Origin of the sequence: Tropicimonas sp. IMCC6043 (genome assembly GCF_004146235.1) — a bacterium.
Taxonomy (GTDB): Bacteria; Pseudomonadota; Alphaproteobacteria; order Rhodobacterales; family Rhodobacteraceae; genus Tropicimonas.
Window position 1 is genome coordinate 248,583 of sequence record NZ_SELO01000003.1, and the last position, 26,121, is coordinate 274,703.

A 26,121-nucleotide genomic window follows, 5' to 3' on the forward strand; every position below is an offset into this window, starting at 1 on the left:
ATGGCGAAAGCGTGTCATATCTTGTCTGAGTGACCAACGACGCGAAGACCGGTCGGCGGAACGGCGGGCCGATAGCGGTCACGGGCTCCCCCGGGCAATCCGGGCAGAGGAGCCCCACGAAAAAAGGACCTGTCGGCCCGCTCGGGCCGGCGCAACCGGCTGAAAGGATCAGGATGCAATCGATCTCCCGGCGCAACATGCTGCGCCATTCTTTGAAACTCGGTGCAGGTTTGACTGCATTCGCGGCGCTGCGTCCGGGTGCGGCTTGGGCCGCCGACAGCGTCGCCTTGCAGCTTGGCTGGCTGAAAAGCGTTCAATATGCCGGGAGTTTCATCGCCGAGGAGCGCGGGTATTACGCGGATGAGGGCCTTGAGGTCAGTTTGCTGCCGGGTGGGCCCAACGCGCCGGTCGACCCGGTCGTGATCTCGGGCCAGGCGCTCGTCGGCGTGTCGGCGACGGATTACGCTGCGCGCGCCCATCTCAACGGCGCAGGCTACCGGATCCTCGGCGCCAAGAACCAGCGGCACGCCTTCTGCATAACCTCGCGCGCCGACAACCCGGTGCGAACGCCGAAGGACCTCGAAAACGGGCCGCGCCTGGGGCTCGCGACCATCAACCAGCCGCTGATCGACGCGATCGCCCGGCTCAATGGTCTCGACGCCTCCAAGATCAATGTCGTGACGACCCAGGGGAACCCGGCCCCACTCGCCAATGGCGAGGTCGACTGCTTCCTCACCCTGTTCACCACCGGACCGATCGCCCTCGAGCTTCAGGGCATCGAGACCTACAGTTTCCTGCTCTCGGATTACGGCTACAACATCTTCTCCGGCATCTACATCGCCACCGAGGACACGCTCGCGGCGCGTGGTGATCTGGTCCGGCGGCTGCTCCGGGCCGAAATTCGCGGCTGGCAGGATTTCGTCGAGGATATCGACTACGCCACCCAGCTCACGGTCGAGAAATACGCCGTGGACCAGGGGCTGGACCCGGCGCAACAGCGCCTTCAGGCGCAGGCCCAGCTCGACCTTCTGGTGACCCCGGAGACCGAGGCGAACGGCCTGTTCTGGATGTCGGACGAAAAGATCGACGCGAATCTGGCGACGATGGACATCCTCGGCATCGAGGTGGATCGCAGCCTGTTCTCGAGGTCGATCCTGGAGGACATCTACCAGGGCCGGGCGCGCATCTAGTGCTCGACCGCCGCGCGACATCGGCGCCGGGATCGGCCATGGCCGCGCAGCCTGACGCAGGAATCCTGCTCGACGGCGTGTCCAAGACCTTCGGCCTGCGCGGGGCATCGGTGACCGCCCTGGAGAAGATCTCCTTTGCGACGCGGCGCGGGTCCTTCACCGCGGTGATCGGCCCGTCGGGCTGCGGTAAATCCACGATGCTCCGCATGCTTGCCGATCTCGAGGCACCGACGGCGGGCCGGCTCTTCGCCAACGGCCGGACACCGTCCGACCTGCGCCGCGACGGCAAGCTGGGGATCGTGTTCCAGGAGCCGGCTCTGCTGCCCTGGCTGACGGTGCGCGCCAATATCGACCTCGCCCTGCGGGTGACCGGAACGCGGCCGGACGGGGCGGACACCGACGCGCTCATTGATCTGGTCGGTCTCGACGGGTTTCAGGATGCCCGCCCGGCGGAGCTCTCCGGAGGCATGCGCCAGCGGGTCGCCGTCGCGCGAGCGTTGGTCACCGCGCCGGAGGTGCTGCTCCTCGACGAACCTTTCGGCGCGCTCGACGAGTTGACGCGACGCCGCCTGAACCACGAATTGCTGCGCATCTGGGCGGCACAGGCCACGACGACAATGCTGGTCACCCATTCGATCGAGGAGGCGGCGTTCCTGTCCGACACGGTTATCGTGATGAGCCCGCGCCCGGGCCGGATCCTGGCCGAGGTCGAGGTGCCCTTCGGACGTCCCCGCGATGCCGGCCTGCTGCGCGAGGCGGCCTTCCACCGGTTTGCCGACACGCTCTCCGAAATCCTCGCCGCCGGAGAGGCCGATGCACGCGGATGACGCGGCCCTGCCGACCGCCGCCCGCGGGGCGGCGCGTTTCGGCGGGCTGCCGGGCGGGGCCGAGACCGCGCTTCTGCTCGTGGCGCTCGTCCTTGCCTGGGAGGCGCTGGCGCGCATGGTTCTTGCCAATGCCTTCGCGCTGGCCGCCCCATCCCAGATCGCTCTCCAGCTTGCGGAAAGCTGGGATCTCTACGCGCGAAATCTCGGCGCCACGCTCTGGACCGCCGTGCAGGGATTCGTCATCGGCAATCTCATCGCAATCCTCGCCGCGGCGCTGATCGTGACGATCCCCGCCCTCGAACGCCCTGTCTTCAGTGCAGCGCTGGCGATCTACGCGCTACCCATCATAGCACTGGCGCCGATCCTGATGGTCCTGCTCGACCGGGACGCGGCAATGGTTGCGCTGAGCGCGCTGGCGGTGATCTTCACCACCCTCGTCGCGGCGGCTCTCGGGCTGCGGTCGGCCGACCCCGCGGCGCTCGACATGGTGCATGTGCTCGGCGGATCGACATGGCAGAAACTCGTCCGCGTCCGCGTCCCGGCCGCGCTCCCGAGCCTTTTCGCTGGCCTGCGCATCGCCGCGCCGGCGGCGGTTCTGGGCGCGACCGTCGGCGAGTTCATGGGCGCGGAACGCGGCCTCGGCGTTCTGATCACCAATGCGCTGGCGGATCTCGAGACGACCCGCGTCTGGACGGTCGCGGCGCTGGCGACGGCGCTTTCGACCGGCGGGTATCTGCTGATCGGATGGGTCGGCAGGCGCCTGACGCCCTGGGCAGGCGAGATGGAGATCGTCCAGGCGGCGGAGCGCGGTGGCGGCGCCCGACGCTCCGGCGGCCAGGGACAGCGTCTCGCGCGGCTGGCCGGAACGATCGGCGTCAATCTCCTTGTTGTCTTCGGCGGATGGGCGCTCTTCATCCATCTGGCCGGGCTGAACGCGTTCTTTGCCAAGGGTCCGGTCGATGTCTGGCAATTCCTGTTCGCCGTCCCCGATGCCGCGTCGAATCGACAGAGCGTTTTCGGCGGGCTGCCGACGACGATCGGCAACGCGCTGCTCGGATTCCTTGCCGGGATGACCGGCGGGGTTCTCGTTGCCATCCTCTTCGTGCTGCGGCCATCGGTGGAACGCGCCGCGATGCCGGTCGCCATCGCCCTCCGCTCGATCCCGATCCTCGCCACGACGCCGCTGGTGATCCTTCTCTTCGGGCGCACCCTCGCGGCGACCACGATGATCGTCGCGATCCTCTCGTTCTTTCCCACGCTCATCAACCTTGTGGTCGCCATGCGGTTGACCCGGCGCTCGATCACCGATCTGCTGCGGGTGTTGAACGCGGATCGCTGGACGATCCTGTGGCGCGCCGAGCTTCCAACGGCGCTTCCTGCCCTGATGGCCTCGGCGCGAATTGCGGTGCCGACCTCGATTCTCGGCGCGGTGATCGTGGAATGGCTGATCACCGGCGTCGGCATGGGAAATGCCATCCTGTCGGGCGTGTACCACGCCGAATACGCCATCTTGTGGTCTGTGGCGGTTGTGCTGACCCTCCTGTCAATGGCGGCCTACGGGCTGATTTCGCTGGCAGAGCGCGCCGTCTTGCGGCGGTTCGCTCCCGAGCATCTGCAATGACAACAGAAGCCGACCCCGGACTTTCACCGGCGTTTCCGCAGCGCGCACTCGATATGGCCGCAAAAGGCGGCCTCGCATTCATGGGCGAGGCACCCAACATCACCGGCCGCGACCCGGTCATGCGGTTTCCGCGACCGCTCGGAGAGGCGGCTGCAACGGCGATCGCTCTCTGCGGCGACGCCGCAGCGGAGATCTGGCGCCGACGCACCGGCCAGAGCCAATCTGTCCGCGTCGACGTGCGCGCGGCGGCTGCGTCGCTCGCCGGCTACGCCTATCTGCGCCTCACACCCGGCGAGGGCGCACGCGCCGAGGATTGGGAGGCCGAGCCCGGCGGCTGGCGCGCCTGGGGCGCGAGGTCGGTTCTGCGCGGCGAGAATGCGAGCAACCCCGCCGTCGGGATCTATCGTTGCGCCGATGGCCGGTGGATCCACCTCCACGGAGGCCTGCCGCATCTCGCCGAGCGCCTCCTCGAGGTTCTGGACACCGATCCGGCCGGGATCGCCACGGCGGTCGGCAGGTGGCACTCGGACGATCTGGAGGAGACGCTGGCAGAGGCGGAGACCTGCGGCGCGATCGTGCGAACCGCCGCGGAATGGCGCGACCACCCGGTGGCACAGTCGCTTCGGGACCGGCCGGTGGTCGAACTGCATCGGATAGGCGAGGCGCTGCCGGTTCCCCTGCCCGCCGGTGGCGCGCCGCTCTCGGGTCTGAAGGTGCTGGACCTGAGCTCCGCGCTCGCGGGGCCGACATGTGCAAGGACGCTCGCGGAGCACGGCGCGGAGGTGCTGCATGTCGCCGCTGCCGGGCGACGCGACCGGCAGCCCTTTCTCGCCGATACCGGCCATGGGAAGCGCAGCACCGCGCTCGATCTCAAGACCGACCGGGGGCGGGAAAAACTCGTGGAGTTGCTGCGCGACGCCGACGTTATCTGCCAGAGCTACCGGACCGGGGCACTCGACCGTCTCGGGTTCGGCGCGAACCAGGTCGCCGCCCTGCGCCCCGGCATCATCTACCTGTCCATCAATTGCTACGGCCACGACACCGCCTGGTCCGGGCGCAGGGGATGGGAGGGCCTGGCCCAGGCCGCCACGGGCGTCACGGTGCCGGGCACAGACGGACGCCCGCCGCGCCTCGCGCCCTGTTCCTGTTGCGACTACCTCACCGGCTATTTGGCGGCACGCGGGGTCATGGAGGCGCTGCTGCGCCGCAGCCGGGAGGGCGGGAGCTGGCATGTGCGCGCGTCGCTCTGTCAGACCGGCATGTGGCTCACAAGGCTTGGCACGGTCCCGGAGCACATGGCGCCGGCCGAACCCGACCTCTTCGAGGACCTGCTGGTGGAAAGCCGGACGCCGTTCGGAAGGCTCCGACACCTGCCGCCCGTCACGGACATGGACATCACGCCGCCGCGCCGGCGCCGTCCGCCGCCGCTGCCCGGCGCCGATCCTCCGGCCTGGACAGAGTGACCTGCGACGCCCCCCGGTGCGCGTGATCGGGTCGCGCACCCTCCACCGTCATCCCTCAGCCCACATCCTGAAGAGGTTGCTCTTTGCCTTCAGCAGGCGGTCGAAGGCGGGTGTCTTGCCCTGCGCATCGAAGATCGACCGCGCGGCGAGGTCGAGATCGTGAAGCACCTCGCGCCGGTCCGCCTCGCGCACCCAGCTTGTCACCCAACCCACGACGGCGAGACGGGTGCCGCGTGTTACCGGCTCCACCCGATGCAGGGCGCTCGTCGGATAGAGGATCATGTCGCCCGGTTCGAGCCGGAAGACCCGGTCCTCAAGCGGATCTTCCAGCACAAGCCCGCCGCCGTCATAGCTGTCGGCAGCGCTCAGGAAGAGCGTGAAGGAGAGGTCGGTCCGGCTACCCTGCATGATCGGATCGTCGACATGGGTACCGTATTCCATCCCCGGTCCATAGCGCGAGATCAGCATGCGGGCGAACTTCCGGGGGCGCGCGACGCTGACGAAGAGTGCGTTGGCGTTCAACGCTTTGCGCAGCGTGGCAAAGATCGCGTCCCGCCCCGGCGTTGCGGCCGCCTGCTCGTTGCTCTTCACGCCTCGGGCGTATCGGCCCGCGCTGTGGCGCCCGTCCTCGAACTCAAGAGCCTCGATCGCCTGCCGCATCGCCGAGACTTCGTGCGCGTCAACGACGCCGCCGATCACGTGCGCCATCGGATCAGCGCAGCCTGAGCGCCGCCAGTTCCATGCGCGCCGCCGCGCCATAGATCAGGCTGGCGTCCGGAGTGGCAATACCCTCCCCCGAAAGACCGCCGAAGGCCGGCGCCGCATCCTCCAGGCTTGCCTGCATCATGGCCACGACTTCGGCCAGATTTGCGTCACCGGCACCGGAAAGCGCCTCCAGCTCGGCCCCGACCGCCTGATAGAAGCCAAGCGCCTCGAGATACTCGGTCCGGTCGGTCACGGCGCCGTCTGCGACGGCCTCGGCATAGGCTCCGCCCGCCTGGCGCAGCACCGGAGGCAGCGCTTCGAGCCGGTCCGCGGCGTCCTCCCCTGCCAGAGCGGTCGCGAGCCGATCCTGAACGCCGGCAAATCCCTCGGTCCCCTGTGCATCCTCCAGAGCCTCGATCGCCTCGTAGAGCTACTCCGCCAGCGCTCCGTCTAGACCATGCTCTGCGGCTTCGGCCGCCTCCTCGACAAGCGCGCCCGCTTCGGGATATCCCGCCGCGCGGAGCGCCTCGGCCGCGCGCAGCAAGCCGCCGATCACGACAAGGGTGCCGCTGCGGTCTGACGCCTCAGCCGTCGCATCTCCCCCCTCGGACTCGCCCTCCGCACTGACGGCGCCTTCGCCGCCCTCACCGCTTTCGCTCTCCGCATCGCCCCCGCTTTCCGCCTCGCCTTCCGCCTCGACGGGTGCCTCGCTGCCTTCACCTTCGGCATCGACCTGATGCACCAGGCTCTTCGGCGTGATCCAGGTTGGCGTCATCGGGGCCGCACCGGAGGCCGCGCCGAGGACGGCGGCCGATGCCCCGAGGGCGAGAACCCGCCGCGCCTCGACGACACGCCGCGGCTTGATTCCGTCCGTGCTCATGGTTCCGCCCCAAATATTCTGATAATTTACATCAACAAAGCCGAGCCGGGCCACCGTGTCCGGGTGCCGGCGGGAAACCAAGCCCGCCTCGCCGCCTCGAAGCGTCTCACCTGCCTCTGCGAAAGCGAGCTCACCCGGGCATCCCCGACGGGCCTATCCCCAGGGCCCGGACGGCGGCCGATTTCTCCTGGCTTGCCGAGGAGCTTCGCGTCCGGCCCCGGGCATGCCGGCCGACATCTGGCGCAAGGCCGCCACACGGTTGGCCGTCGACGGATGGGTCGCGAACAGGCTGTCGCGCGCATGGGCGTGCAGCGGGTTGATGATGAACATATGCGCCGTGCCCGGATTGCGCTCCGCCACGTCATTGTCGATCCGGGACGCCGCCGACTGGATGCGCTCCAGTGCCGAGGCAAGCCAGAGCGGGTGGCCGCAGATCTCGGCCCCGGCCTTGTCTGCCGCGTATTCACGCGTCCGGCTGATGGCCATCTGCACAATACCCGCCGCCATCGGCGCCAGGAACATCAGCGCGAGCGTGCCCAGAAGGCCGGGCCCCTGGTCCCGCCGCCCCCCGAAGAACAGGGCGAAATTGGCCAGCATCGTGATCGCGCCGGCAAAGGTCGCGGTCACCGTCATGATCGCAGTGTCGTGATTTCGGATATGGGCCAGCTCATGCGCGATCACCCCGGCCAGTTCCTCGCGCGACAGGCTGCGCACGAGGCCGGTCGTCACCGCCACGGCGGCGTTGTCGGGATTCCGGCCGGTGGCAAAGGCATTCGGCTGCGGTGTGTCGATCAGGTAGACCTGCGGCATCGGCAGGCCAGCGTTGTCCGCCAGGTCGGCCACCATGCGGACCAGCCCGACGGGGTCGTGACCACCGACCGGCTGCGCGTTGTGCATCCGGAGCACCATCTTGTCGGAATTCCACCACGCGAAGGCGTTCATCGCAGCTGCGGCCAGGAGGGCAAAAACCATGCCCCCGCTTCCGGCCAGCAGATAGCCGATCCCCATGAAGAGTGCCGTCATCGCCGCCATCAGAATGGCTGTCTTCACATAGCCCATCGGTCACACTTTCCGGATCTGATCGTCGCGAAAGATATAGGCGCAGTTCTCCGTCGCACAATTGCTGCTTTCGGAGCGGGTCGCATTTGCACCCGGTCCAGATGAGCGCAGCCGCAACGAGTGCGACCGAGTGACCGAAGTTGCACGGCAAAGGAAACAAATCGGCCGCAGCGGCGTTGACCCTCGTTGAAACAGGACCGGGCAAATTCCGGTAGAGAGGTGAAAATGAACCGACGCGCCCGTTCGCGGCCCGGCGACATGCCGCGCCTTGGCATACGCCGCATGCCCTCCCCTGCCCCTTTCACCAAAAATCCGGAGGCGTGCCCGTGCCCGATCTTCTGAAGCGCGCCATCATTCCGCTGCTCGCCGCACTTCTGGCGGCAGTCGCGCTTGCGCAAGGCTGGATCTGGCTCGCGCTGCCGGCCCTCGCCATTGTCGCGCTCGGCATCTACGATTTCTCGCAGACCCGCTGGACGATCACCCGGAATTATCCCGTCGCGGGGCGGATCCGCTGGTTGTTCTACAAGCTGCGTCCCTATCTGCACGCCTACATCGTCGAGGACGACCTGAGCGGCACGCCCTATTCCTTCGAGGCGCGTAACCTGATCCATTCGCGCGCGCGCGGAGAGACCGGCACCCAGCCCTTCGGCACCGAGCGCGACGTCGAGTCGGCGGAATATCACTGGGTCGGCCACTCTATCGCGGCCAAGTCCGACCCCGACACCTCCCCGCGGGTGACGGTTGGCAATGACCAGTGCTCCCGGCCCTATTCCGCCTCCATCCTCAACATCTCCGCGATGAGCTTCGGCGCCCTGTCGGCCAATGCCGTCCGGGCGCTGAACCGTGGCGCGGCGCTCGGCGGGTTCTACCACGACACCGGCGAGGGCGGGATCAGCCCCTATCACCTGGAGCATGGCGGCGATCTCGTCTGGGAACTCGGATCGGGCTATTTCGGCGCCCGCGACAAGGACGGGCGCTTCGACCCCGAGAGCTTCCGCGACGGAGCCGCCCGGGAAACTGTCAGGATGACCGAGATCAAGCTGAGCCAGGGCGCCAAGCCCGGCCACGGCGGGCTACTTCCGGCGGCCAAGGTGACGGAGGAGATTGCCGGCATCCGAAAGATTCCGGCGCATCGGGACTGCCTCTCGCCGCGCGCGCATTCGGCCTTTTCGACCCCGATCGAGCTGATGGAGTTTGCCGCAAAGCTGCGCGACCTGTCGGGCGGCAAGCCGGTGGGGCTCAAGCTCTGCATCGGCCACCCGCACGAGCCCTTCGCGCTGGTCAAGGCCATGCTGGAAACCGGCATCCGGCCCGATTTCATCGTCGTCGATGGTGGCGAAGGCGGCACCGGGGCGGCGCCGCTGGAGCTGTCGGACTGGGTAGGCATGCCACTATCCGAGGGGTTGGTCCTGATGCGCAATGCCCTGGTCGGCGCCGGTCTGAAGGAGCACGTGCGGCTCGCGGCCAGCGGCAAGGTCTATTCCGGGATGGGCCTGGCCCGCGCCATTGCGCAGGGCGCGGACTGGTGCAACGCGGCGCGTGCCTTCATGTTGTCGATCGGCTGCATCCAGGCGCAACGCTGTCACCTGGGCACCTGCCCCACCGGGGTGACCACCCAGAGTGCCGGTCGCCAGCGCGGGCTGGTGCCGGAGGTTCAGGGCGAGCGCGCGGCGCAGTTCCACGCCAGGACGCTCGAAGCGCTGGCCGACATCGTCGCATCTGCTGGCTTCAAGCACCCCGCCGAGTTGGAGCCGCATCACCTGATGCACCGGGTCGGCCCGGAACGCGCGGTGCCGATGGATCGGGTGCACACCTTCCTGGCGCGGGGCGTGCTCATCGATGCGCCCGAGGAGACCATCTACGCCGACTGGTGGAAGGCGGCGCAGGCCGACAGTTTCCGCCCGGCGATCGACCTGGTGTCGGGGCGCGCGCGCACCCGCACCGACCAAACAGAAATGTAGGAGCTTTCCATGGCCGAGACTGTTGCCGAAATCGTCGTCGATACTCTGCTGAAGGCAGGGGCGAAAGGCTGCTGGGGCATCGTCGGCGACACGATCAACCATTTCACGGACGCGGTGCGCCGCTCGGACCTGCGCTGGATCCATGTGCGTCACGAGGAGGCCGGCGCTCTTGCGGCCGGCGGTGAAGCCTATGTAACGGGGGAGCTGGCAGTTTGCGCCGGCACCTGCGGGCCGGGCAGCCTGCATTTCGTCAACGGCATCTTCGAGAGCCACCGAAACGGCGCGCCCGTGGTGCTGATTGCCTCCGACGTGGCCCGCTCCGAGGCCGGGCTGAACTTTCCGCAGGAGGTCGACCAACGGAAGATCTACGAGCAAACCAGCGTGTTCTGCGAGGCGATCTCGCACCCGGACCAGGCCCGACGGATCACCGCGATGGCGGCCCAGGCGGCGCTGACCCGCGGCGGCGTCGCGGTGGTGATCGTCAACGGAGACATGTTCAACGCGACGGCGGAGGACAAGCTCGACTGGTCGGTCCACCGCCCGTCGCCGGTGCTCCGCCCCTCCGACGACGAGCTCGGCGCGCTGGCAGAGGTCCTCAACGGCGCGCCATCGGTGACGCTCTATGCCGGCATCGGGGCGCGCGACGCGGGGCCCAACGTGGTCCGGCTCGCCGAGGCGCTTCGGGCGCCGGTCGTCCACAGCAGCCGCGCCAAGGAATTCATCGAGCCCGACAACCCATGGAACGTCGGCATGACGGGCATCCTCGGGAACAGAGCTGGCGCCGAGGCGATGGACCGGGCCGACATCGTGCTCTGCCTCGGAACGGATTTCGCCTGGACCCAGTTCTATCCCGAGGCCAAGCACGTCATCCAGATCGACAGCGACCCGACCCATCTCGGCCGCCGCGCACCGATCCGCATGGGGCTAGTGGGCGATGTGGGCGACACGATCGACGCGCTGCTGCCGCGCCTCGAACCGCGCGAGGACGACAGCCACCTTCAGGCCGCGCTGGACCGCTGGCAGAAGGACCGCGAGAGCTACGCTGAGAGCGGGGAGAACCGCGACCCGACGCTGATCCATCCGCAAAGCGTGGCACAGATGCTCGACCGGCTTGCCGGAGACGACGCGCTCTTCACCGCCGATGGCGGCTCGCCCATGGTCTGGCTGCTGCGGCACCTGACCGCCAATGGCCAAAGGCACTTCCTGACGAGCCTGCTGCACGGCACCATGGCCAACGCCTATCCGCAGGCGATGGGGCTCGCCGCAGCTTTTCCGAACCGGCAGGTGGTGGCGCTCTGTGGTGATGGCGGGCTGACGATGCTGATGGGCGACCTGCTGACGCTGAAGCAGGAGGGGCTCGGCGTGAAGCTCCTTGTCTTCAACAACGGCTCGCTCGGCTTCGTCGAGATGGAACAGCGCGTCGAAGGTCTGCTCGACGCCTTCACGGAACTCGAGAACCCCGATTTCGCGAAGCTGGCGGAGGTCTGCGGCCTGAAGGGGTGGCGCGTGGACAGCGCAGACGCGCTGGAACCGGCGATGCGCGCGTGGCTCGCGGCCGAGGGGCCGGCGCTCCTCGACGTCAAGGTCAACCGCATGGAACTGGTGATGCCGCCGGAAGTGACCACGGGACAGGTGGCCTCGACGGCGCTCTTCGGCATGAAGGCGGTGCTCGACGGGCGCGGCAAAGAGGTCGTCGCGCTGCTGCGCGACAACTTCCTGCGCTAACCGGGCGGAGGAACGCGGCTGGTGGCTGCCCATGCCCGCGACTTCCTCAACGGCGGGCGCGGAAATCTCCTGCCGGTTGGAGCATTCGGAACCTGCGCCGGTCTGGTGCGTTCTCGTCAAAAGGAGCCGACATGACACACAGAACTACACTGCTCGACGTCGTCCCGCTGACACGGGATACACGGCACTACGTCATCACCAAGCCTTCGGGCTACACGTTCACGCCCGGACAGGCGACCGAGGTCGCAATCGACCGTGACGGCTTGCGCGACGAGACGCGGCCCTTCACTTTCACCAGCGACCCGGATGCCGATGTCCTGAGCTTCACGATCAAGAGCTATTTCGATCATGACGGCGTCACGAAGGAACTCCACTCCCTGAAGGCCGGCGACAGCCTGCTGATCGGCGATCCCTGGGGCGCCATCGCGGATAACGGGCCGGGCGTGTTCCTCGCCGGCGGCGCCGGGATCACACCGTTCATCGGCATCCTGTCGGCACGCGCCCGGTCGGGCACGCTGTCGGGCTCCACATTGGTCTTTGCCAACGCGACGGAACGCGACATCATCCTGCGACCGCTGTGGGAGGGGATGGACGGCCTCGTGACTGTCTTTGTCGTCGAGGAGGAGAGCAGCGGCCTGAGGACCGGCCGGATCGACGAAGCACTCCTCGACTCGGTGATCGACGACTGGGGCCAGCGGTTCTACCTCTGCGGGCCGCCAAAGATGGAAGAGCATGTGGCTGAAATCCTTGAGAAACGGGGCGTGCCCTCGGACCGCATTACGCGCGAGGAATAGCATCAGCGAGGTGAAACGGCGCGGCACCCGCTGCCGCGTCGCCGCAAGACGTGCGGGAGAATGACCTGCTCCGAACGATCGAAGTCAGGAAGTACCCGTCCGGCGGGCCAGCGGCCAAGCTTGATCCTTCAGGTCGACGCCATTTACCGTCTCACGCAACCGAACTCCCCCGGGCAGGTCTGGACCGGTCGACCGCCGGCGCATAGGGTCATCCAATGACAGCCGAACAGACACTCCTCTTCGCCCTGTTTGGCGTGGTCTTCGCGCTGCTCCTCTGGGGGCGGCTCCGCTACGATCTGGTCGCCTTCTCGGCGCTGATGGCAAGCGTGGTGCTTGGGCTCGTTCCGTCCGAAGAGGCCTTTGCCGGGTTCGGACATCCGGCCACCCTCGTCGTCGCGCTCGTGCTGGTCGTTTCTGCCGGGCTCCAGCGGTCCGGGGCGGTCTACCTGATCACGCGGACGCTGGTCGATTCCGCGCGCAGCGTCGGTGCGCATATCGCCTTCATGGGGGCGATCGCGGCCGCGCTCTCCGCCTTCATGAATAATGTCGCGGCGCTTGCCCTGCTCATGCCGGTGGATATCCAGACGGCCCGAAAGGCCGGGAGGTCGGCCCGGCTGACGCTGATGCCGCTCTCCTTCTGCACGATCCTCGGCGGCATGGCGACGCTCATCGGCACGCCGCCCAACATCATCATCGCGGGCATCCGGCGGGACCAGCTGGGCGAAGGGTTCAACATGTTCGATTTCGCCCCGGTCGGTGGCGGCGTGGCGCTCGTGGGACTCGCCTTCGTGGCTTTGGTTGGCTGGCGCCTGATTCCGCGCGCCGAGGGCGACGGAGTGCTGTCGGAAGCGCGCGAACGGGTGAAGGACTATGTTGCCGAGCTGAAGATCCCCCCCGGATCGGACCTGATCGGGCGCCGGCTCTTCGAGACCTACGAGGCGGCCGAGAAGAACGACGTCGCCGTCATCGGCCTGGCGCGGGACGGCAAGCGTCGCTACGGGACACAGCGCAACACGGTTCTGCAGGAGGGCGACTCGCTCGTCCTCGAGGCGCTGCCGGAGGCGCTCGACGAGTATCGCGCGGCAACCGGACTGGAATTCCTTGACGGAGAGGAAGGTGCGCGGATCGGGCTCGTCGGCGAGGGCCTGTCGATCGTCGAAGCCGTCGTGCCGGAAACGGCGCGGATCGTCGGCAAGTCGGCGCGACGGATCGGGCTCGCCTGGAGGCAGCGCACCGTCCTGCTCGGAATCTCGCGCGGGGGGCGCCGGATCCCGAAGGAGGTCCGCAAAACCGATGTCCGTGCCGGCGACATCCTGCTCCTCCTGACGCCCAAGGGCGAGGAAGAGACGGTTAGCGACTGGCTCGGCGTCCTGCCGCTCGCCGACCGGGGCCTCGTCGTCACGGATTTCGCCAAGGTCTGGACGGCCATCGGGATCTTCGGCCTGGCGGTCGCCGCGGCGTCCTTCGGCCTGGTCTATCTTCCCGTGGCGCTCGGCATCGTCGTTGTCGCCTATGTGCTGACCGGGGTGTTGCCGCTCGCGGAGCTCTACGAAAACATCGAGTGGCCGGTCGTCGTGCTGCTGGGGTCGATGATCCCGCTCGGCGCGGCTCTCGACGCGGCCGGCGGGACCGCCCTGATCGCAGATGCGTTGCTCGGGCTGGGCGCGGGATGGCCGGCATGGGCCCTGCTCTGCCTGCTCATGATCGTCACCATGACGCTATCCGATGTCCTGAACAACACCGCCACGGCCGTGGTTGCCGCGCCGGTGGCGATCCAGATGGCCCAAAGCCTCGGCGTCAGCCCGGACCCGTTCCTGATGGCGGTCGCCGTCGCGGCCTCTTGCGCCTTCCTCACGCCGATCGGGCACAAGAACAACACCCTGATCCTCGGTCCGGGCGGCTACGCCTTTGGCGACTACTGGCGCATGGGGTTGCCGCTCGAAATCCTTGTCGTCGCCATTGCCGTGCCGATGATCCTTCTGGTCTGGCCGCTGTAACCGGGCGGCTGACCGGTGACACGCGCCGGAGGTCTACGGCAGGGACGCCGTCAGCTGCTTCGGGCTCCGAGCGTCAGCTCGAGCAGGTCGCGGATCGCACGTTCTTCGTCCGCCTTTGCAGTCTCGATTGCGAAGACAACGGCATCGACGGAATCCTCCGCCGAAGCGCCGGGATCTTCCTGCCCGTCCTGATAGCTGGTCTCGAGCGCCGAGAGCAGCGCCTCTCCCCTGACGCCCGCCGCAAGCAGGCAGAGAATATGCCGAAAGGCGAGTAGCCTCCCCTCGACGATGGGATCCAGAGACTCGGTCATGGGCTTCTCCCTGTTGGTTGCGCTCCGGCGCGGGGCCGCCGGCCGGGCTGTCCGATTACGGTTCGTCAAGGAGCCTGCCATGCCGGAAAGGTTGCGATCAATCACGGAAATTGGAACTCATCGGCGTCTGGAACGTTGACGTTCCAGCACCACCAGGGAGATTGAAGATGCTTCAGTCCATACGAGACCTGATCGGAACGCGACTGGATGTCGGCGACCGGGAGGGCGAGTTCCGCGATGCGTTCTTTCGCCTCGAAGACGGCATGATTCGCTACATCGCGCTCGACCTAGGCGGCTGGCTGACGACCGACACCGTCATCGTTTCGACCGATCTGCTTTCGCCGCCGGAAGGCGATAGCGGCCGCTGGAGCGTCTCGCTGGACGAGGCAGCGCTCGAAACAGCGCCGCGATGGAACGAGACGGATCGGGCCGAAGAGATCGATCTCCGCCTCTGGCCGCCGGTCATCGTCGGCCCGTTCGGCAGCACGATCTCGCCGATCCTGCTCTACGAGCAATTGCAGGCCGGCAAGGACGATCGGGACGACGACACCCTCGACGGGACCTCTGCGGCGCCCCTGATCCGGTCGCTTCAGCGCGTCGGCCACTGGCTCGGCCTTCCGGCCTTCGACGCGAGCGGCGAGATCGGCCGCCTCCACGACATGGATTTCGATCCGCAGAATGGCCGAATCCTGGCCTTCGTGCTGAACGGCCCCGGGCCGTTGCCCTCCCGTGGCGCAGCGCTGCCCTACGTCATGCTGCGTCACATCGCCGAACAGGGCACCCATCTCGTTTTCGGGGAGACGGCAGTTCCCGAGGAGGTTGCCTCCCGCTGACGCCGATGCATCACGCGGAATGACATCCGGCGGCAAGTGGAGCGCCCGGGCTGGTCGCCCCCTCAGCGCCTTTCTCCGGGCACTGTCACGTCTGGTTTCCGGCAGACCCCGTCGGCGCAGCCAGGTCCGGATAGCCGCGGCTGTCGCGCGCCAGCCTCCGGATCTCCGGACGAAGCGATGAATACTGGCCTCCGGATCTCCGGACGAAGCGATGAATACTGGTTGCGGCGCAGGTGCTCGCGGAACTCCCGTGGCGTCTGGCCATACTGGCGCTTGAACGAGCGCGAGAAGACCGCCGGATAGGAGAATCCGCAGGCGATCGCGACATCGCCGATCGAAAATTCCTCGTAGAACAGGAAGTTCCGCGCCGCCTGAATGCGAATCCTGAGATAGAGCCGCATCGGACTCTCGCCGAAGGTACGTTGGCAGAGCCGTGTCAGGGTGCGTGGAGACACCGCGAGTTCCCGGGCCAATGCATCCAGGGTCAGCGGGAAGTCGAGATTCTGCTCCATCTTGGTGATCAGCCGCGCGGCGAGGGTGGTGGTTTCGGTCCGGGGCGCCGCGTCGCCGCGCTGCGCCACGGTGGCAGGGCGACGGGTATGGACCATGGCATTCGCGACCTCGTTGGCCAGCGCCTCGCCGCTGATGCCGGCGATGAGCTCCAACATCATGTCCAGCGTCGCGATCCCGCCCGCTGACTGCGCCCGGCCGTTGCCGATCCGGAACAGGCGATCCTCGACGACGGAGCTTTGAAACAGTTCCTGAAAGGTCCGCGCCGCCTCCCAGTGAAGCACGACCTCCGGGATCTCCGCCGTGCCGATCAGTCCGGCCTGGGCAAGTGCGAAGGCACCGGTGTCGGCGCTCCCGACGACCGCGCCGAACCGGGCCGCCGCGCGCAGGTGATTGAGCAGTTTGCTGGAATTGTGCTGCGTCGGCAGGTTTCCCTCGAAGACCATGTAATGCGTCCCCACCGGCATCGTCTCGAATGAGCAATCGGCGTCCAGGCACATCCCGTTGGAGGCGCGCACTGCGCCGCCGGTCTCCGAAACGAGAACCCAGCGGTAGAGTTCCCGCCCCGAGTTCTGGTTGGCGATCCGGAGCGCGTCGATCGCCAGCACGAGCGCGTTCAACGGAAATTCCGGCTGCAGAAACAACAGGAAGATCGGCGGCATGCTGGAGGGGCGGTGAAGCTCTGGGGCCATGATGTCTCAATTTTGGCCAGATCGATGCATGATATGGCTTCCAGCGTCAACAGCTTCCGAGGCTTGCCACGGAAACTGGCCCTATCGAGCCGGCCTGCGCGATAGCCGGAGTGACCCTGACGGATCTCGGCAAAAACAGTTCCGCCACACCCGTGCGCGGCGTGGCGTCGTGTGGTCCGGACCATCCTGGGAGGAACTGCGTGACACCAGATCAATTGAGAGCCGATCTCGAGGGATGTTACGTCACGATCCCGACGCCGTTCAGCGACAGCGACGGCATGCCGGTAAACGAGAAGGCGCTGCGAACCTATGTCCGGTTCCTGATCGACGCCGGGCTGACCGCCGACTACGCGACGCTCCTTGCCGGCGGTGCCGCCGGCGATTTCTCGACCATGACCTTCGACGAGCGCATGCGCGTGGCGGAAATCGTGCTCGACGAGGTAAAAGGGAGCGTGCCGGTCGCGGTCGGGGCGCAGACGACCTCGACGCTTGAGCTTCGGCGGATCGCCCGCAGGGCTTCGGAACTCGGCGCGAGCTATATCCAGGTCTCCTGCCCGTTCTATTTCACCCACACCGAAGCCGATTTCGAGGAGTTCGTGCTCGCTGCGGCCGAGGCTGCACCAGAGATCGGCATCATCATCTACAACACGTTCTGGACCTCTCAGGGCGTCTCCTTCGCGATGGTCGAACGGCTGGCGGAGATCCCGAGCGTTGTCGGGCTGAAATGGGCCACGCCCCGCACCGACGCCATGGAGTTCGAGGACGTGACATCGCATTTCTCGGACCGTTTCACTGTCATCGACAACAACCTCTTCTTTGCCTATTCGGCCACGCCCGCGCTCGGCGCTCGCGCCTTTGAAGTCCATAACTGCAACTTCTGGCCGGAATGGGGGATCAAGCTGATCGACGAGGTAAGAGGCGGAAACTACGCCGAAATCTCGCGTATGCTCGTCGAGGAGGCGATGCCCTTCTACAAGCTCTGGGTTCAGATCGAAAAGGACTTCACCAGCGGCGACGGCTATCTCGACAAGCTCTGCATGGAACTGATCGGCCTGCCCTCCAGCCGATGCCGGCCGCCGACACGCGACATCCGCAACCGATACCGGGAGGCCACGCTGGCGATGCTCCGACAGATCGGCGCCCCGCGCCTGCCCTCCCCTGCCCCGTGAGCCACCGGAGACCAATCCCATGTCCGACATGACCCTCGACCGCGCCCAGCATATCGCCGCATCGCTGAAGCCCGAGACCCGCGCCTTCATCGGCGGCGACTATGTCGACGCCAAGGACGGCGATACCTTCGCCTCGATCAACCCGGCGACCGGAGAGGTCGTCGCCGAGATCGCCCATTGCAAGGCCGCGGATGTGAACAGGGCCGTGACGGCCGCGCGCGGTGCCTTCGACGCCGGGACCTGGAGCCGCGCCGACCCGACCATGCGCAAGGAAGTGTTGCTGACGCTCGCGAACCTGGTGCGGGAACATGCCGAGGAGCTGGCGGTTCTCGAAAGCATCAACAGCGGCAAGACCATCACCGACTGCCTGCACGAGATCGGCACCGAAGTGGCAAATTTCTTTCAATGGTACGGTGAGCTTATCGACAAGACCTTTGGCAAGGTCGCGCCAACGGGGCAGGACACGCTGGCGATGATCGTCCGGGAGCCGGTCGGCGTCGTCGGCCTCGTCCTGCCGTGGAACTTCCCGCTCCTGATGGCGGCGTGGAAACTCGCGCCGGCGCTGGCGGCGGGATGTTCCTGTATCGTCAAGCCGGCCGAACAGACGCCGCTCACCGCGATCCGTCTGGCGGCTCTGGCGGCCGAGGCGGGCGTTCCGCCGGGCGTGCTGAACGTGCTGCCCGGCTTGGGCGAGACGGCCGGCGAGGCAATTGGCCGGCATAATGACATCGATGTGGTGTCCTTTACCGGCTCGACCGAAGTCGGCGGCTATTTCCTGCGCTATGCGGGGGAATCGAACATGAAGGTCGTCGGGCTCGAGATGGGCGGCAAGTCGCCCTTCATCGTGCTCGAGGATGCCGTCATGGATGACGACATGATCGAGAACGCCGCAATGAGCGCCTTCTGGAACGGCGGCCAGAACTGCTCGGCCAACATGCGCCAACTCGTGGACCGCCGCATTGCCGGCGAATTTGCCGAACGTGTCACCGAGCGGGCAAAGCGGTTCCGTCTCGGCAACCCGCTCGATCCCGAGACCGACGTCCCCGCGATGGTGACCAGAGAGCACCAGGACCGGGTGATGTCCTATATCGAGACCGGCAAGAGCGAAGGCGCGACCCTCGTCTGCGGCGGATTCGCGACGAACGCGCCGGGCACCTTCATCCAGCCCGCGGTCTTCACCGACGTGGCGCCCTCGATGACCATCGCGCGCGAGGAGATCTTCGGCCCGGTCCTCGGCATCCTGCCGGTCGATGGACTGGACGAGGCGTTGCGCATCGCCAAGGACACCGATTACGGGCTGCATGCCTCTGTCTTCACCCAGGATATCGACAAGGCGATGCGGATGGCGCGGGCGCTGCCCTGTGGCACGGTCAGCGTCAACGCCTTCTCCGAAGGGGACATCACCACGCCCTTCGGGGGATACAAGCGGTCGGGGTCGCTCGCCCGTGACAACGGGGCGGAGGCGATGGACCAGTATCTTCAGACCAAGACGATCTGGATCGCGCTGCGCTGACCGATGCGGACCGCCGTTCTGCTGCAACTCACACCGGACCAGACCGCACGACTTGAGGCGGCGGGGCTGGAGCCCGTCTTCCTGCCGGATGGCGGGCCCTGCCCCGACGCCTTCCGCGAAGCCGAAATCGCCTTCGGCAATCCACCCCTGGCCTGGCTGAAGGCGTCGCCCGGACCCGGCTGGGTGCAACTCGAGTCGGTAGGCTTCGGCGAATATGCCGGCCAGGATCTCGGTGGCGCCGTTCTGACAAATCTCGCGGGGTTCTTTGCCGAGCCCGTCGCCGAATCCATCCTCGCGGGCCTTCTCGCGCTGCTGCGGGGGATCGATCGCTTGACGCTGCTCAGACGTGACGGGCACTGGCTGGGCGACAACATCCGCCCCACCCTGCGCTGCCTCTCGGGTGCGCGCGTGACCCTGTTCGGCATGGGGGCGATCAACCGGCGGCTGGCGGAGATGCTCGCAGCGTTCGGATGCGATATCGCTACCTTCCGAAGCGACTGGCAGCCGGCCGACCTCGACGCTGCGCTGAAGAGCTCCGGCATCCTCGTCGCAACGGCGCCCGACACACCCTGCACCCGCGATGTCTTCGACGCCCGGCGGCTGGCAATCCTGCCGCCGCAGGCGATCGTCGCGAGCTTTGGCCGCGGCTTGGTGCTCGACGAGACCGCACTTGCCGAAGCGTTGCACACGGGAAGACTCGGCGGCGCCGTAGTCGACGTTACCCGCGAAGAACCTCTGCCCGCCGACCACCCGTTCTGGACCGCGCCGAACCTGATCCTCACCCAGCATTCCGCCGGAGGCACCGGCGACGAGATCGACCGGAAAATCGACCACTTCCTGGCCAATTTTGCACGTTTCCGCGCGGGCGAGCCGCTGCAGGGAATCGTCAGCTTTGAAAGGGGATATTGATGCCCGCCATCCGCAGCGTACGGACCGTCCTGCTCTCCTCGCCCTATGCCGACGCAGAGGACCCGGAAATCAAGGAGTGTTTCCCGAACGGTCCAAAGCGCACGATCGGCATGGTCGAGCTGACGCTCGACACCGGGACAAACGGCATCGGCGAGGGCTATCTCGCGGTGTTCGCGCCGCTGGTCTTCAAGTCGATCGTCGAGCTTCTCACCCCCTATCTGGTCGGACGCGACGCCTTCGACATCCCGCGGCGCGTCGCCGATATGCGGTCGGTCTGCGACTACTGGTCATTGCAGGGCGCGGCGCGCCACGTGATCTCCGCGGTTGAGATCGCGCTCTGGGATGCGATGGGAAAGACAAAGGGCCAGCCGGTGCATGCGCTGCTCGGCAAGGCCGAGGCCCAGAGCCTGCAGATTTATGGCTCCGGCGGCTGCTGCGACCGCAAGGAACAGTTCCTGCGGGAGCTCGACCTGCTGGAGAGCAAGGGGATCGGGCTCTACAAGATCCGCTCGGTCAAGACCGATCTGAGGCGCACGGCCTGGGTACTGGAAGAGGCGGCGGCGCGCGGCATCGGCGTTGGCGTGGACATGTGCCAGAACCTCGCCGACCCGCCGCAATCGGTGGCCGATGCCGCGAGCTTCATCGAGGGCGTCGCGCGGCTGACATCGGTGCCGATGGTCTTTGTCGAGGAGGCGCTCGGCCCGGATGCGCCGGAGAACTTCCGCGCCCTGCGCGAGCGGATCGACGTGCCGGTCTATGGCGGCGAGATCATCACCACGCCCAAGGAGATGATCGACCGTCTGGAGGCTGGCACCTATGACGGCGTGCAGCCCGACGCCTCGGTGATCGGCGGCATCTCGGCGGTCATGGAGGTGTTCGCCGCGGCGGGGCCTGCCGGTGTCCGGGTGATCGTCCATGCCTGGGGCGGACCGGCGGCGATCATGGCGTCCTACCATGCGGCCTTTGCCGGGGGCGGAGACCTCGTGGAATGGCCGATGCTGTATCACCCGCTGACCGACGACATGATCGGCGGGCGCGCGCGCATCGTCGACGGCCGGCTGCTGCGGCCGGACGCGCCCGGGATCGGCGTGAGCCTGACGCCGGAGATCGAGGCGCGCTACCCGTTCGACGAGAGCGCGGTCTATTCCTGCATGTTGGCCGATTACGGCCCGCCGCCCGACGAATACTGGACCCGCTGACCGTCCGAAGCGGCGGCTTCAACCTTCCGAAGCGGCGCCGACGGCGATGCCGTCGGCATCGAAGAGATGCAGATGCGCCGTGTCGGGCGCAGCCCGAACAGGGCCGCCCTCGGGCACGTTCAGCCCCCGGAACTCCATGATCACCGGACCCGCCGGGTGATCGGGCGCGTGCAGCAACGACACGGTGCCGAGCCGCTCCACGAAGGTCACCTCGGCCCGGAACGGACCGACCTCGGACAGCGTCAGGTGCTCGGGACGCACCCCGAGCGTCACCGGATCGCCGACACGCAGCCTCCCGGGCGCGACCTTGACAGGCACCGGCGCGTCGCATCCCGCGATCTCCACCTGCGCCTCGGCCTCCGAGAGCGCAACCACCCGGCCCTTGAGCAGGTTCATCCGCGGCGAGCCGACGAAACCCGCGACGAAGACATTCGCCGGTCGGGTGAAGAGTTCGATGGGCGTGCCCACCTGTTCGATCCTTCCGTCGCGCAGCACCACGATCCTGTCGGCCATGGTCATCGCTTCGACCTGATCGTGGGTCACATAGATCATCGTCGCCCCGAGCTTGCGGTGCAGCGAGGTGATCTCCAGCCGCATCTGCACCCGCAACTCGGCGTCGAGATTGGAGAGCGGCTCGTCGAACAGGAACACGTCCGGCTCACGCACGATGGCCCGTCCGATGGCGACGCGCTGGCGCTGGCCGCCGGAAAGCTGCCGCGGATAACGGTCCATCAGCGGCTCGAGTTGCAGGATCGCGGCCGCTTTGCGGGCCATCTCGAGCCGGTCCGCCTTGCCGATCCCGGCCATTCGGAGCGGAAAGGCGATGTTCTCGGCGACCGTCATGTGGGGATAGAGCGCATAGCTCTGGAACACCATCGCCGCGCCGCGCTTGGAAGCGTCGACATCGCGCATCGACTTCCCGCCGATCCGGATATCGCCACGCGTCAGGGTCTCGAGCCCGCAGATCATGCGCAACAGGGTGGACTTGCCGCATCCCGAGGGGCCCACGAACACCACCAGCTCGCCGGAGTTCAGGTGAAGGCTGACCTCGCCAATGGCCTCGAAAGCCCCGAAGTTCTTTCCGACTTGCACCAGTTCGACATCGCTCATTGCGCTCTTTCTCGTTCAGGTTGCCCTCGGGCGGAGGCCCGGCGCAGCGGGCGCCGGGCACGGTGGTATCGCGGCTGGCTCAGACCCTGAAGCGCGTGCAGCGGACATATTGCAGGGGTACCTCGTCCTCGCTCCACTCGTGATAGAGCGCGACGCAGGTACCGTCCGGGACCTTCACGATCGAGGGGTAGCCGATATGCTGGTAGACGCCCGGATGCTCCCAGTTGACCTCCCCGCCCTTGTGACCGCCGGCGCTGAACCCAAGCGTGCTCGCCACCTTGCCCTCGGCCGACTTGCCGGGGACGCCGCCCTCGCGGATGACGAACTCGTCCTTCACGTCCCAGGTAACGCCGTCCTCCGAGATGATGCCGCGCACGCCGTAGGGTGGTTTGCGATAGCCGTATACCATGAGGTAGCGGCCGTCCTGCAACGTGATCAACTCGGCCGGGAAGCCCCAGATGTTGGTCCATTTCGGCGGCGTCCAGGAGAAACCGTCATCCTCGGAGATCGTCATCACCATGTTCTTGGCGTCCGAGGAGGGGTTCACATGCGTCCGCATGAAACAGACCAGCCGCCCGTCCTTCAGCCGCAGGATCGCGGGTTCCTCGTAGTCGATGATATTTGCGGGATCATAGGCGAGGGTCGAGTAATATTCCCAGTTGCGCCCGCCATCGTCGGAGCGGATCAGGAAGGAGCGCGTGGTCTCGCCCTCGCCCTCCTCCTCGTAGCCGTGCATCCGGCCATAGAGCCCCATCAGGAGCCCGCCGTCGGGCAGCTGCCAGCAGCCGAGGCGGCAGCCCGCGTGCTTCATCGGCCGGACGTTGCAGGCGACGGGCTTCTCCGTCCAGGTCTCGCCGCCATCGTGGGAATACACCACATAGGTTCCGATCCAGGAGCGCAGGCGGTAGGACCAGGTCCAGTCGCCCCATTCCTCGGTCAGCGGCCCGGCGGCCCAGGAGGGCTGGAGGTGCTTCTGTCCGCGCTTGAAGAAGGCGGTGATGGTGAAGTTCACGATCAGCGTGCCGTCTTCCATCTCGCAGATGCCGCAATCCCAGTTCCCTTCCACGTCGGACCAGGGATAGACGACCTTGGACACCGACCAGGTCTTTCCGCCGTCCTTCGAGCGCGTGATGCGGGTCTGGCCGGTGTCGTGGTGGATCGGAAAGCGTTCCTCGTTGAAGACGGCGAGGATGTCGCCGTTCCTGAGCGTGCGGGCCGCGATCTGATTCAGGCAATGGACGTCGCTGGTCTCGATCGTCACGTGCTCGATGTCAGAAATGATTGCCATGATCTGTCCTGAGTCCTTGGTTTCCAGGTTTCCACTCCGGCGTCAGCGTCGAATGCGGATGCCGATGTTCTTGAGGGCGACGTAGTTCATGATCCCGGCCTCGCCGCGCTCGCGGCCGACGCCGCTGTCACGCGTTCCGCCGGTCGGGGCCTGCAATCCGCCGATGAACCAGCCGTTGATCCAGACCGACCCGGCCCGGATGCTGCGCGAGAGGCGCAAGGCCCGGTCGATGTCTTTCGTGAAGACGCCGGCGACGAGCCCGTAGGTCAGCCGGTTGGCGAGCGCGAGCGCCTCCTCCTCTGTGTCGAAGGCGAAGGCCGTGATCACCGGGCCGAAGGTCTCCTCGCTGGCTATGGCGCTCGCAGGGTCGACATCGGCGAAGATCGTGGGCGCGACGAACCAGCCATCCTCGAGCCCCGCGGGGCGCCCGCCGCCGAGAAGCAGCCGTGCCCCGTTCGTCCGCGCGCTTTCAATATGCGACATGACCTTGGCGTGCTGCTCGGCCGAGACCAGCGGGCCGATCATCGCGTCCTCCATCCCGGGCGCGACGGTGACCCCCTTCGCGGCATCGACAAGGCGGTCGAGAAAGGCATCGTGAATGCCCCGTTGCAGGACCACACGAGACACCGAGGAACAGACCTGACCGCAATTGTCGAAGGCACCGTCGAGGACGACCTCGACCGCGGCGTCGATATCGGCATCGTCGAAGATCAGGATCGGGTTCTTGCCACCGAGTTCGAGCACCACCGGCTTGAGGTTCCGCCCCGCGGCCTCGCCGATGCGCCGGCCGGTCGCGACAGAACCGGTAAAAGTGATCCCATCGATGCCGGGATGATCGGTCAGGGCGGCGCCGGCCTCCGCCCCGAAGCCGGTCACGCAGGTCACCACCCCCGCCGGAAGCCCCGCCACCCGGCAGAGCTCGGCAAAGGCCAGGGTGGTCAGCGAGGATTGCTCGGCGGGTTTGAGGATGACGGTGCAGCCGGCCGCCAGAGCCGGTGCTGCCGAGCGCATGGCCATGCCGAGCGGGTAGTTCCAGGGCGTGATATGGACGGTCACGCCGAGCGGCTCCAGCTCGGCATAGTCGACGAAATCCGGCCCGAGGGGCACGGTGATCCCCTGAAGCTTGTCGGCCCAGCCAGCGTTGTAGCGCAGTCCGCCGACGCAGCCTCGCATGTCGCCCCGCGCCGCCGACAGGGGCTTTCCCATATCCATCGTCTCAAGACGTGCGAGCAGGTCGGAATGCGCCTCCAGCACCTCCGCAAGACGCATGAGCATTTGACCGCGATCCTGCGGGACCATGTCGCGCCAGCTCGGCAGCGCCGCCGTTGCCGAGGCGACGGCGCGCTCTGCGTCCTCCGCCCTGCCCCGGGCGAGCCGCGCGATCAGCCGTCCCGTCGAGGGATCGTGGCTGTCGAAGGTCTCGCCCCCCGCGGCCGGTGTCCCGCCCGCCGCGGTGTAGATCGACGGCAGCGTCGGCGCGTCGCCGGACAGGATGGTGGCGAGGAGATCGAGGATCGGCGTGGAAACGGTGTGGCTCATTGCTTCACACCTCCCTGGGAGATGCCCTGGATGAAGTATTTCTGAAGGAAGAAGAACAGCAGCAGCGACGGCACCGACAGCACCGTCACCGCGGCCATCGAGACCGAGAAGGCTTCGAGCTGGGTGTGCGAGCCGGTGATTGGTGCGAAGGCCGCGATGCCGACCGGCAGGGTCTTCATCTCGTCGTCGAAGACCACCAGCAGAGGCCACAGGAAGTTGTTCCAGTTCAGCGTGAAGATGATGACCGAGGCGGCGATCATCGGCGCGCGCGCCAGCGGCAGCGCGACCAGGAGGAAGGTCTTGAAGGCCGAGGCACCGTCCAGCCGCGCGGCCTCCTCGATCTCCCGCGGGAAGGAAAGGAAGAACTGGCGGAAGATGTAGACCGAGAAGACGTTGGCGATCGTCGGCAGGATCAGCGCCTGATAGGTCGAGGCCCAGCCGATCTTTATGAAGGCGAGCAGCATGGGGACGACCGTGACCTCGCTCGGGATCATCAGCGAGGCAAGGAAGACAAGGAAGATGATCCGCCCGCCCGGCACCCGGAGCCGCGCCAGCGCGTAGCCCGCCATGGCGCCGAAGAAGACGCAGAGCCCGGTCGAGACCGTCGCCTGCACCAGCGAATTGAACCCCCAGCGGATCACCGGGTATTCGAACACCTTGCGGTAGTTGTCGAGGGTCCAGCGGCGCGGAAACCATTCGATGTCCTGGGTCATCACGTCGGCGGGGAACTTGAAGGAGGTGGAAACCATCCAGACGAAGGGCGCCGCCCAGGCCAGCGCCACCAGCAGGCCGCCGATCCAGACGATCACGTCGCCGCGGGTCATGC

At 67.0% G+C, this 26,121-nt stretch carries 23 protein-coding genes; 13 read left to right on the forward strand and 10 right to left on the reverse strand.

Translation table 11 applies throughout. From position 1 onward, the window contains the following. Window positions 1–173: 173 nt before the first annotated feature. Genes EU800_RS05490 through EU800_RS05505 form a run of 4 tightly spaced genes read left to right on the forward strand, consistent with a single transcriptional unit; the run spans window position 174 to window position 5,101 of the window. A complete protein-coding gene (locus EU800_RS05490) occupies window positions 174–1,190 on the forward strand; it encodes an ABC transporter substrate-binding protein (RefSeq protein ID WP_129629378.1) in 1,017 nt (338 codons plus the stop codon). Between the two features lie 38 nt (window positions 1,191–1,228). Continuing rightward, on the forward strand, window positions 1,229–2,017 hold the full coding sequence (locus EU800_RS05495) for an ABC transporter ATP-binding protein (protein ID WP_129629380.1): 789 nt from the start codon (window positions 1,229–1,231) through the stop codon (window positions 2,015–2,017). Continuing rightward, complete coding sequence (locus tag EU800_RS05500; RefSeq protein ID WP_165354567.1) at window positions 2,004–3,638, forward strand: ABC transporter permease; 1,635 nt, start codon at window positions 2,004–2,006, stop codon at window positions 3,636–3,638. Before EU800_RS05495 ends, EU800_RS05500 begins: the two co-directional genes overlap by 14 nt. Before the next feature lie 53 nt (window positions 3,639–3,691). Continuing rightward, complete coding sequence (locus EU800_RS05505) at window positions 3,692–5,101, forward strand: CoA transferase (RefSeq protein WP_256369755.1); 1,410 nt, start codon at window positions 3,692–3,694, stop codon at window positions 5,099–5,101. Window positions 5,102–5,149: 48 nt separating this feature from the next. Here the strand turns inward: EU800_RS05505 and EU800_RS05510 are convergent, their stop codons facing one another. The 4 genes from EU800_RS05510 to htpX form a co-directional block, all read right to left on the reverse strand. Next, complete coding sequence (locus EU800_RS05510) at window positions 5,150–5,809, reverse strand: Fe2+-dependent dioxygenase (protein WP_165354569.1); 660 nt, start codon at window positions 5,807–5,809, stop codon at window positions 5,150–5,152. Between the two features lie 4 nt (window positions 5,810–5,813). Next, window positions 5,814–6,110, reverse strand: a complete 297-nt coding sequence (locus EU800_RS05515) for a hypothetical protein (RefSeq protein ID WP_129629388.1) — start codon at window positions 6,108–6,110, stop codon at window positions 5,814–5,816. 126 nt (window positions 6,111–6,236) lie between these two features. After that, window positions 6,237–6,686 (reverse strand): hypothetical protein, encoded by a 450-nt coding sequence (locus tag EU800_RS05520; protein ID WP_129629390.1) that lies wholly within the window; start codon window positions 6,684–6,686, stop codon window positions 6,237–6,239. 153 nt (window positions 6,687–6,839) lie between these two features. Continuing rightward, the gene (htpX, locus tag EU800_RS05525; protein WP_129629392.1) at window positions 6,840–7,745 is read right to left on the reverse strand and encodes a zinc metalloprotease HtpX; all 906 of its coding nucleotides are present in this window, start codon (window positions 7,743–7,745) and stop codon (window positions 6,840–6,842) included. Between the two features lie 326 nt (window positions 7,746–8,071). On the opposite strand from htpX, the gene EU800_RS05530 reads away from it, so the two are divergent. The 4 genes from EU800_RS05530 to EU800_RS05545 all read left to right on the forward strand — a co-directional run bounded on the left by EU800_RS05530 (window position 8,072) and on the right by EU800_RS05545 (window position 14,222). Then, window positions 8,072–9,706 carry an FMN-binding glutamate synthase family protein gene (locus tag EU800_RS05530; RefSeq protein ID WP_129629393.1) on the forward strand — a complete coding sequence of 545 codons (1,635 nt, stop codon included), beginning with the start codon at window positions 8,072–8,074 and terminating at the stop codon, window positions 9,704–9,706. A gap of 9 nt (window positions 9,707–9,715) precedes the next feature. Then, on the forward strand, window positions 9,716–11,431 hold the full coding sequence (locus EU800_RS05535; protein ID WP_129629395.1) for a thiamine pyrophosphate-dependent enzyme: 1,716 nt from the start codon (window positions 9,716–9,718) through the stop codon (window positions 11,429–11,431). 131 nt (window positions 11,432–11,562) lie between these two features. Beyond that, on the forward strand, window positions 11,563–12,225 hold the full coding sequence (locus EU800_RS05540) for a flavodoxin reductase (protein WP_129629397.1): 663 nt from the start codon (window positions 11,563–11,565) through the stop codon (window positions 12,223–12,225). A 215-nt stretch (window positions 12,226–12,440) separates the two neighbouring features. Continuing rightward, complete coding sequence (locus EU800_RS05545; RefSeq protein WP_129629399.1) at window positions 12,441–14,222, forward strand: SLC13 family permease; 1,782 nt, start codon at window positions 12,441–12,443, stop codon at window positions 14,220–14,222. A 50-nt stretch (window positions 14,223–14,272) separates the two neighbouring features. Here the strand turns inward: EU800_RS05545 and EU800_RS05550 are convergent, their stop codons facing one another. Then, entirely contained in the window at window positions 14,273–14,533 is a 261-nt protein-coding gene (locus tag EU800_RS05550) for a hypothetical protein (protein ID WP_129629401.1), read from the reverse strand. Between the two features lie 167 nt (window positions 14,534–14,700). On the opposite strand from EU800_RS05550, the gene EU800_RS05555 reads away from it, so the two are divergent. Further along, window positions 14,701–15,366 carry a PRC-barrel domain-containing protein gene (locus EU800_RS05555; protein WP_129629403.1) on the forward strand — a complete coding sequence of 222 codons (666 nt, stop codon included), beginning with the start codon at window positions 14,701–14,703 and terminating at the stop codon, window positions 15,364–15,366. Window positions 15,367–15,428: 62 nt separating this feature from the next. Here the strand turns inward: EU800_RS05555 and EU800_RS05560 are convergent, their stop codons facing one another. After that, on the reverse strand, window positions 15,429–16,568 hold the full coding sequence (locus EU800_RS05560) for a GlxA family transcriptional regulator (RefSeq protein ID WP_129629405.1): 1,140 nt from the start codon (window positions 16,566–16,568) through the stop codon (window positions 15,429–15,431). A gap of 200 nt (window positions 16,569–16,768) precedes the next feature. On the opposite strand from EU800_RS05560, the gene EU800_RS05565 reads away from it, so the two are divergent. The 4 genes from EU800_RS05565 to EU800_RS05580 are packed head-to-tail and all read left to right on the forward strand — an operon-like array spanning window position 16,769 to window position 21,358. Then, entirely contained in the window at window positions 16,769–17,737 is a 969-nt protein-coding gene (locus EU800_RS05565; RefSeq protein ID WP_129629407.1) for a dihydrodipicolinate synthase family protein, read from the forward strand. Window positions 17,738–17,765: 28 nt separating this feature from the next. Then, complete coding sequence (locus tag EU800_RS05570) at window positions 17,766–19,250, forward strand: aldehyde dehydrogenase (RefSeq protein WP_129629583.1); 1,485 nt, start codon at window positions 17,766–17,768, stop codon at window positions 19,248–19,250. 3 nt (window positions 19,251–19,253) lie between these two features. Continuing rightward, the gene (locus tag EU800_RS05575) at window positions 19,254–20,159 is read left to right on the forward strand and encodes an NAD(P)-dependent oxidoreductase (RefSeq protein ID WP_129629409.1); all 906 of its coding nucleotides are present in this window, start codon (window positions 19,254–19,256) and stop codon (window positions 20,157–20,159) included. After that, complete coding sequence (locus tag EU800_RS05580) at window positions 20,159–21,358, forward strand: mandelate racemase/muconate lactonizing enzyme family protein (RefSeq protein WP_129629411.1); 1,200 nt, start codon at window positions 20,159–20,161, stop codon at window positions 21,356–21,358. The genes EU800_RS05575 and EU800_RS05580 overlap by 1 nt, the downstream gene beginning before the upstream one ends. 18 nt (window positions 21,359–21,376) lie before the next feature. On the opposite strand, the gene EU800_RS05585 is transcribed toward EU800_RS05580, so the two are convergent. The 4 genes from EU800_RS05585 to EU800_RS05600 all read right to left on the reverse strand — a co-directional run bounded on the left by EU800_RS05585 (window position 21,377) and on the right by EU800_RS05600 (window position 26,119). Continuing rightward, window positions 21,377–22,468, reverse strand: coding sequence for an ABC transporter ATP-binding protein (locus EU800_RS05585; protein ID WP_129629412.1), 1,092 nt, complete (start codon window positions 22,466–22,468; stop codon window positions 21,377–21,379). Between the two features lie 79 nt (window positions 22,469–22,547). Next, complete coding sequence (locus EU800_RS05590; protein WP_129629414.1) at window positions 22,548–23,756, reverse strand: sialidase family protein; 1,209 nt, start codon at window positions 23,754–23,756, stop codon at window positions 22,548–22,550. A 42-nt stretch (window positions 23,757–23,798) separates the two neighbouring features. Further along, window positions 23,799–25,295, reverse strand: a complete 1,497-nt coding sequence (locus tag EU800_RS05595; RefSeq protein ID WP_129629416.1) for an aldehyde dehydrogenase — start codon at window positions 25,293–25,295, stop codon at window positions 23,799–23,801. Further along, window positions 25,292–26,119 (reverse strand): carbohydrate ABC transporter permease, encoded by an 828-nt coding sequence (locus EU800_RS05600; RefSeq protein WP_207209856.1) that lies wholly within the window; start codon window positions 26,117–26,119, stop codon window positions 25,292–25,294. Before EU800_RS05600 ends, EU800_RS05595 begins: the two co-directional genes overlap by 4 nt. Window positions 26,120–26,121 lie beyond the last annotated feature (2 nt).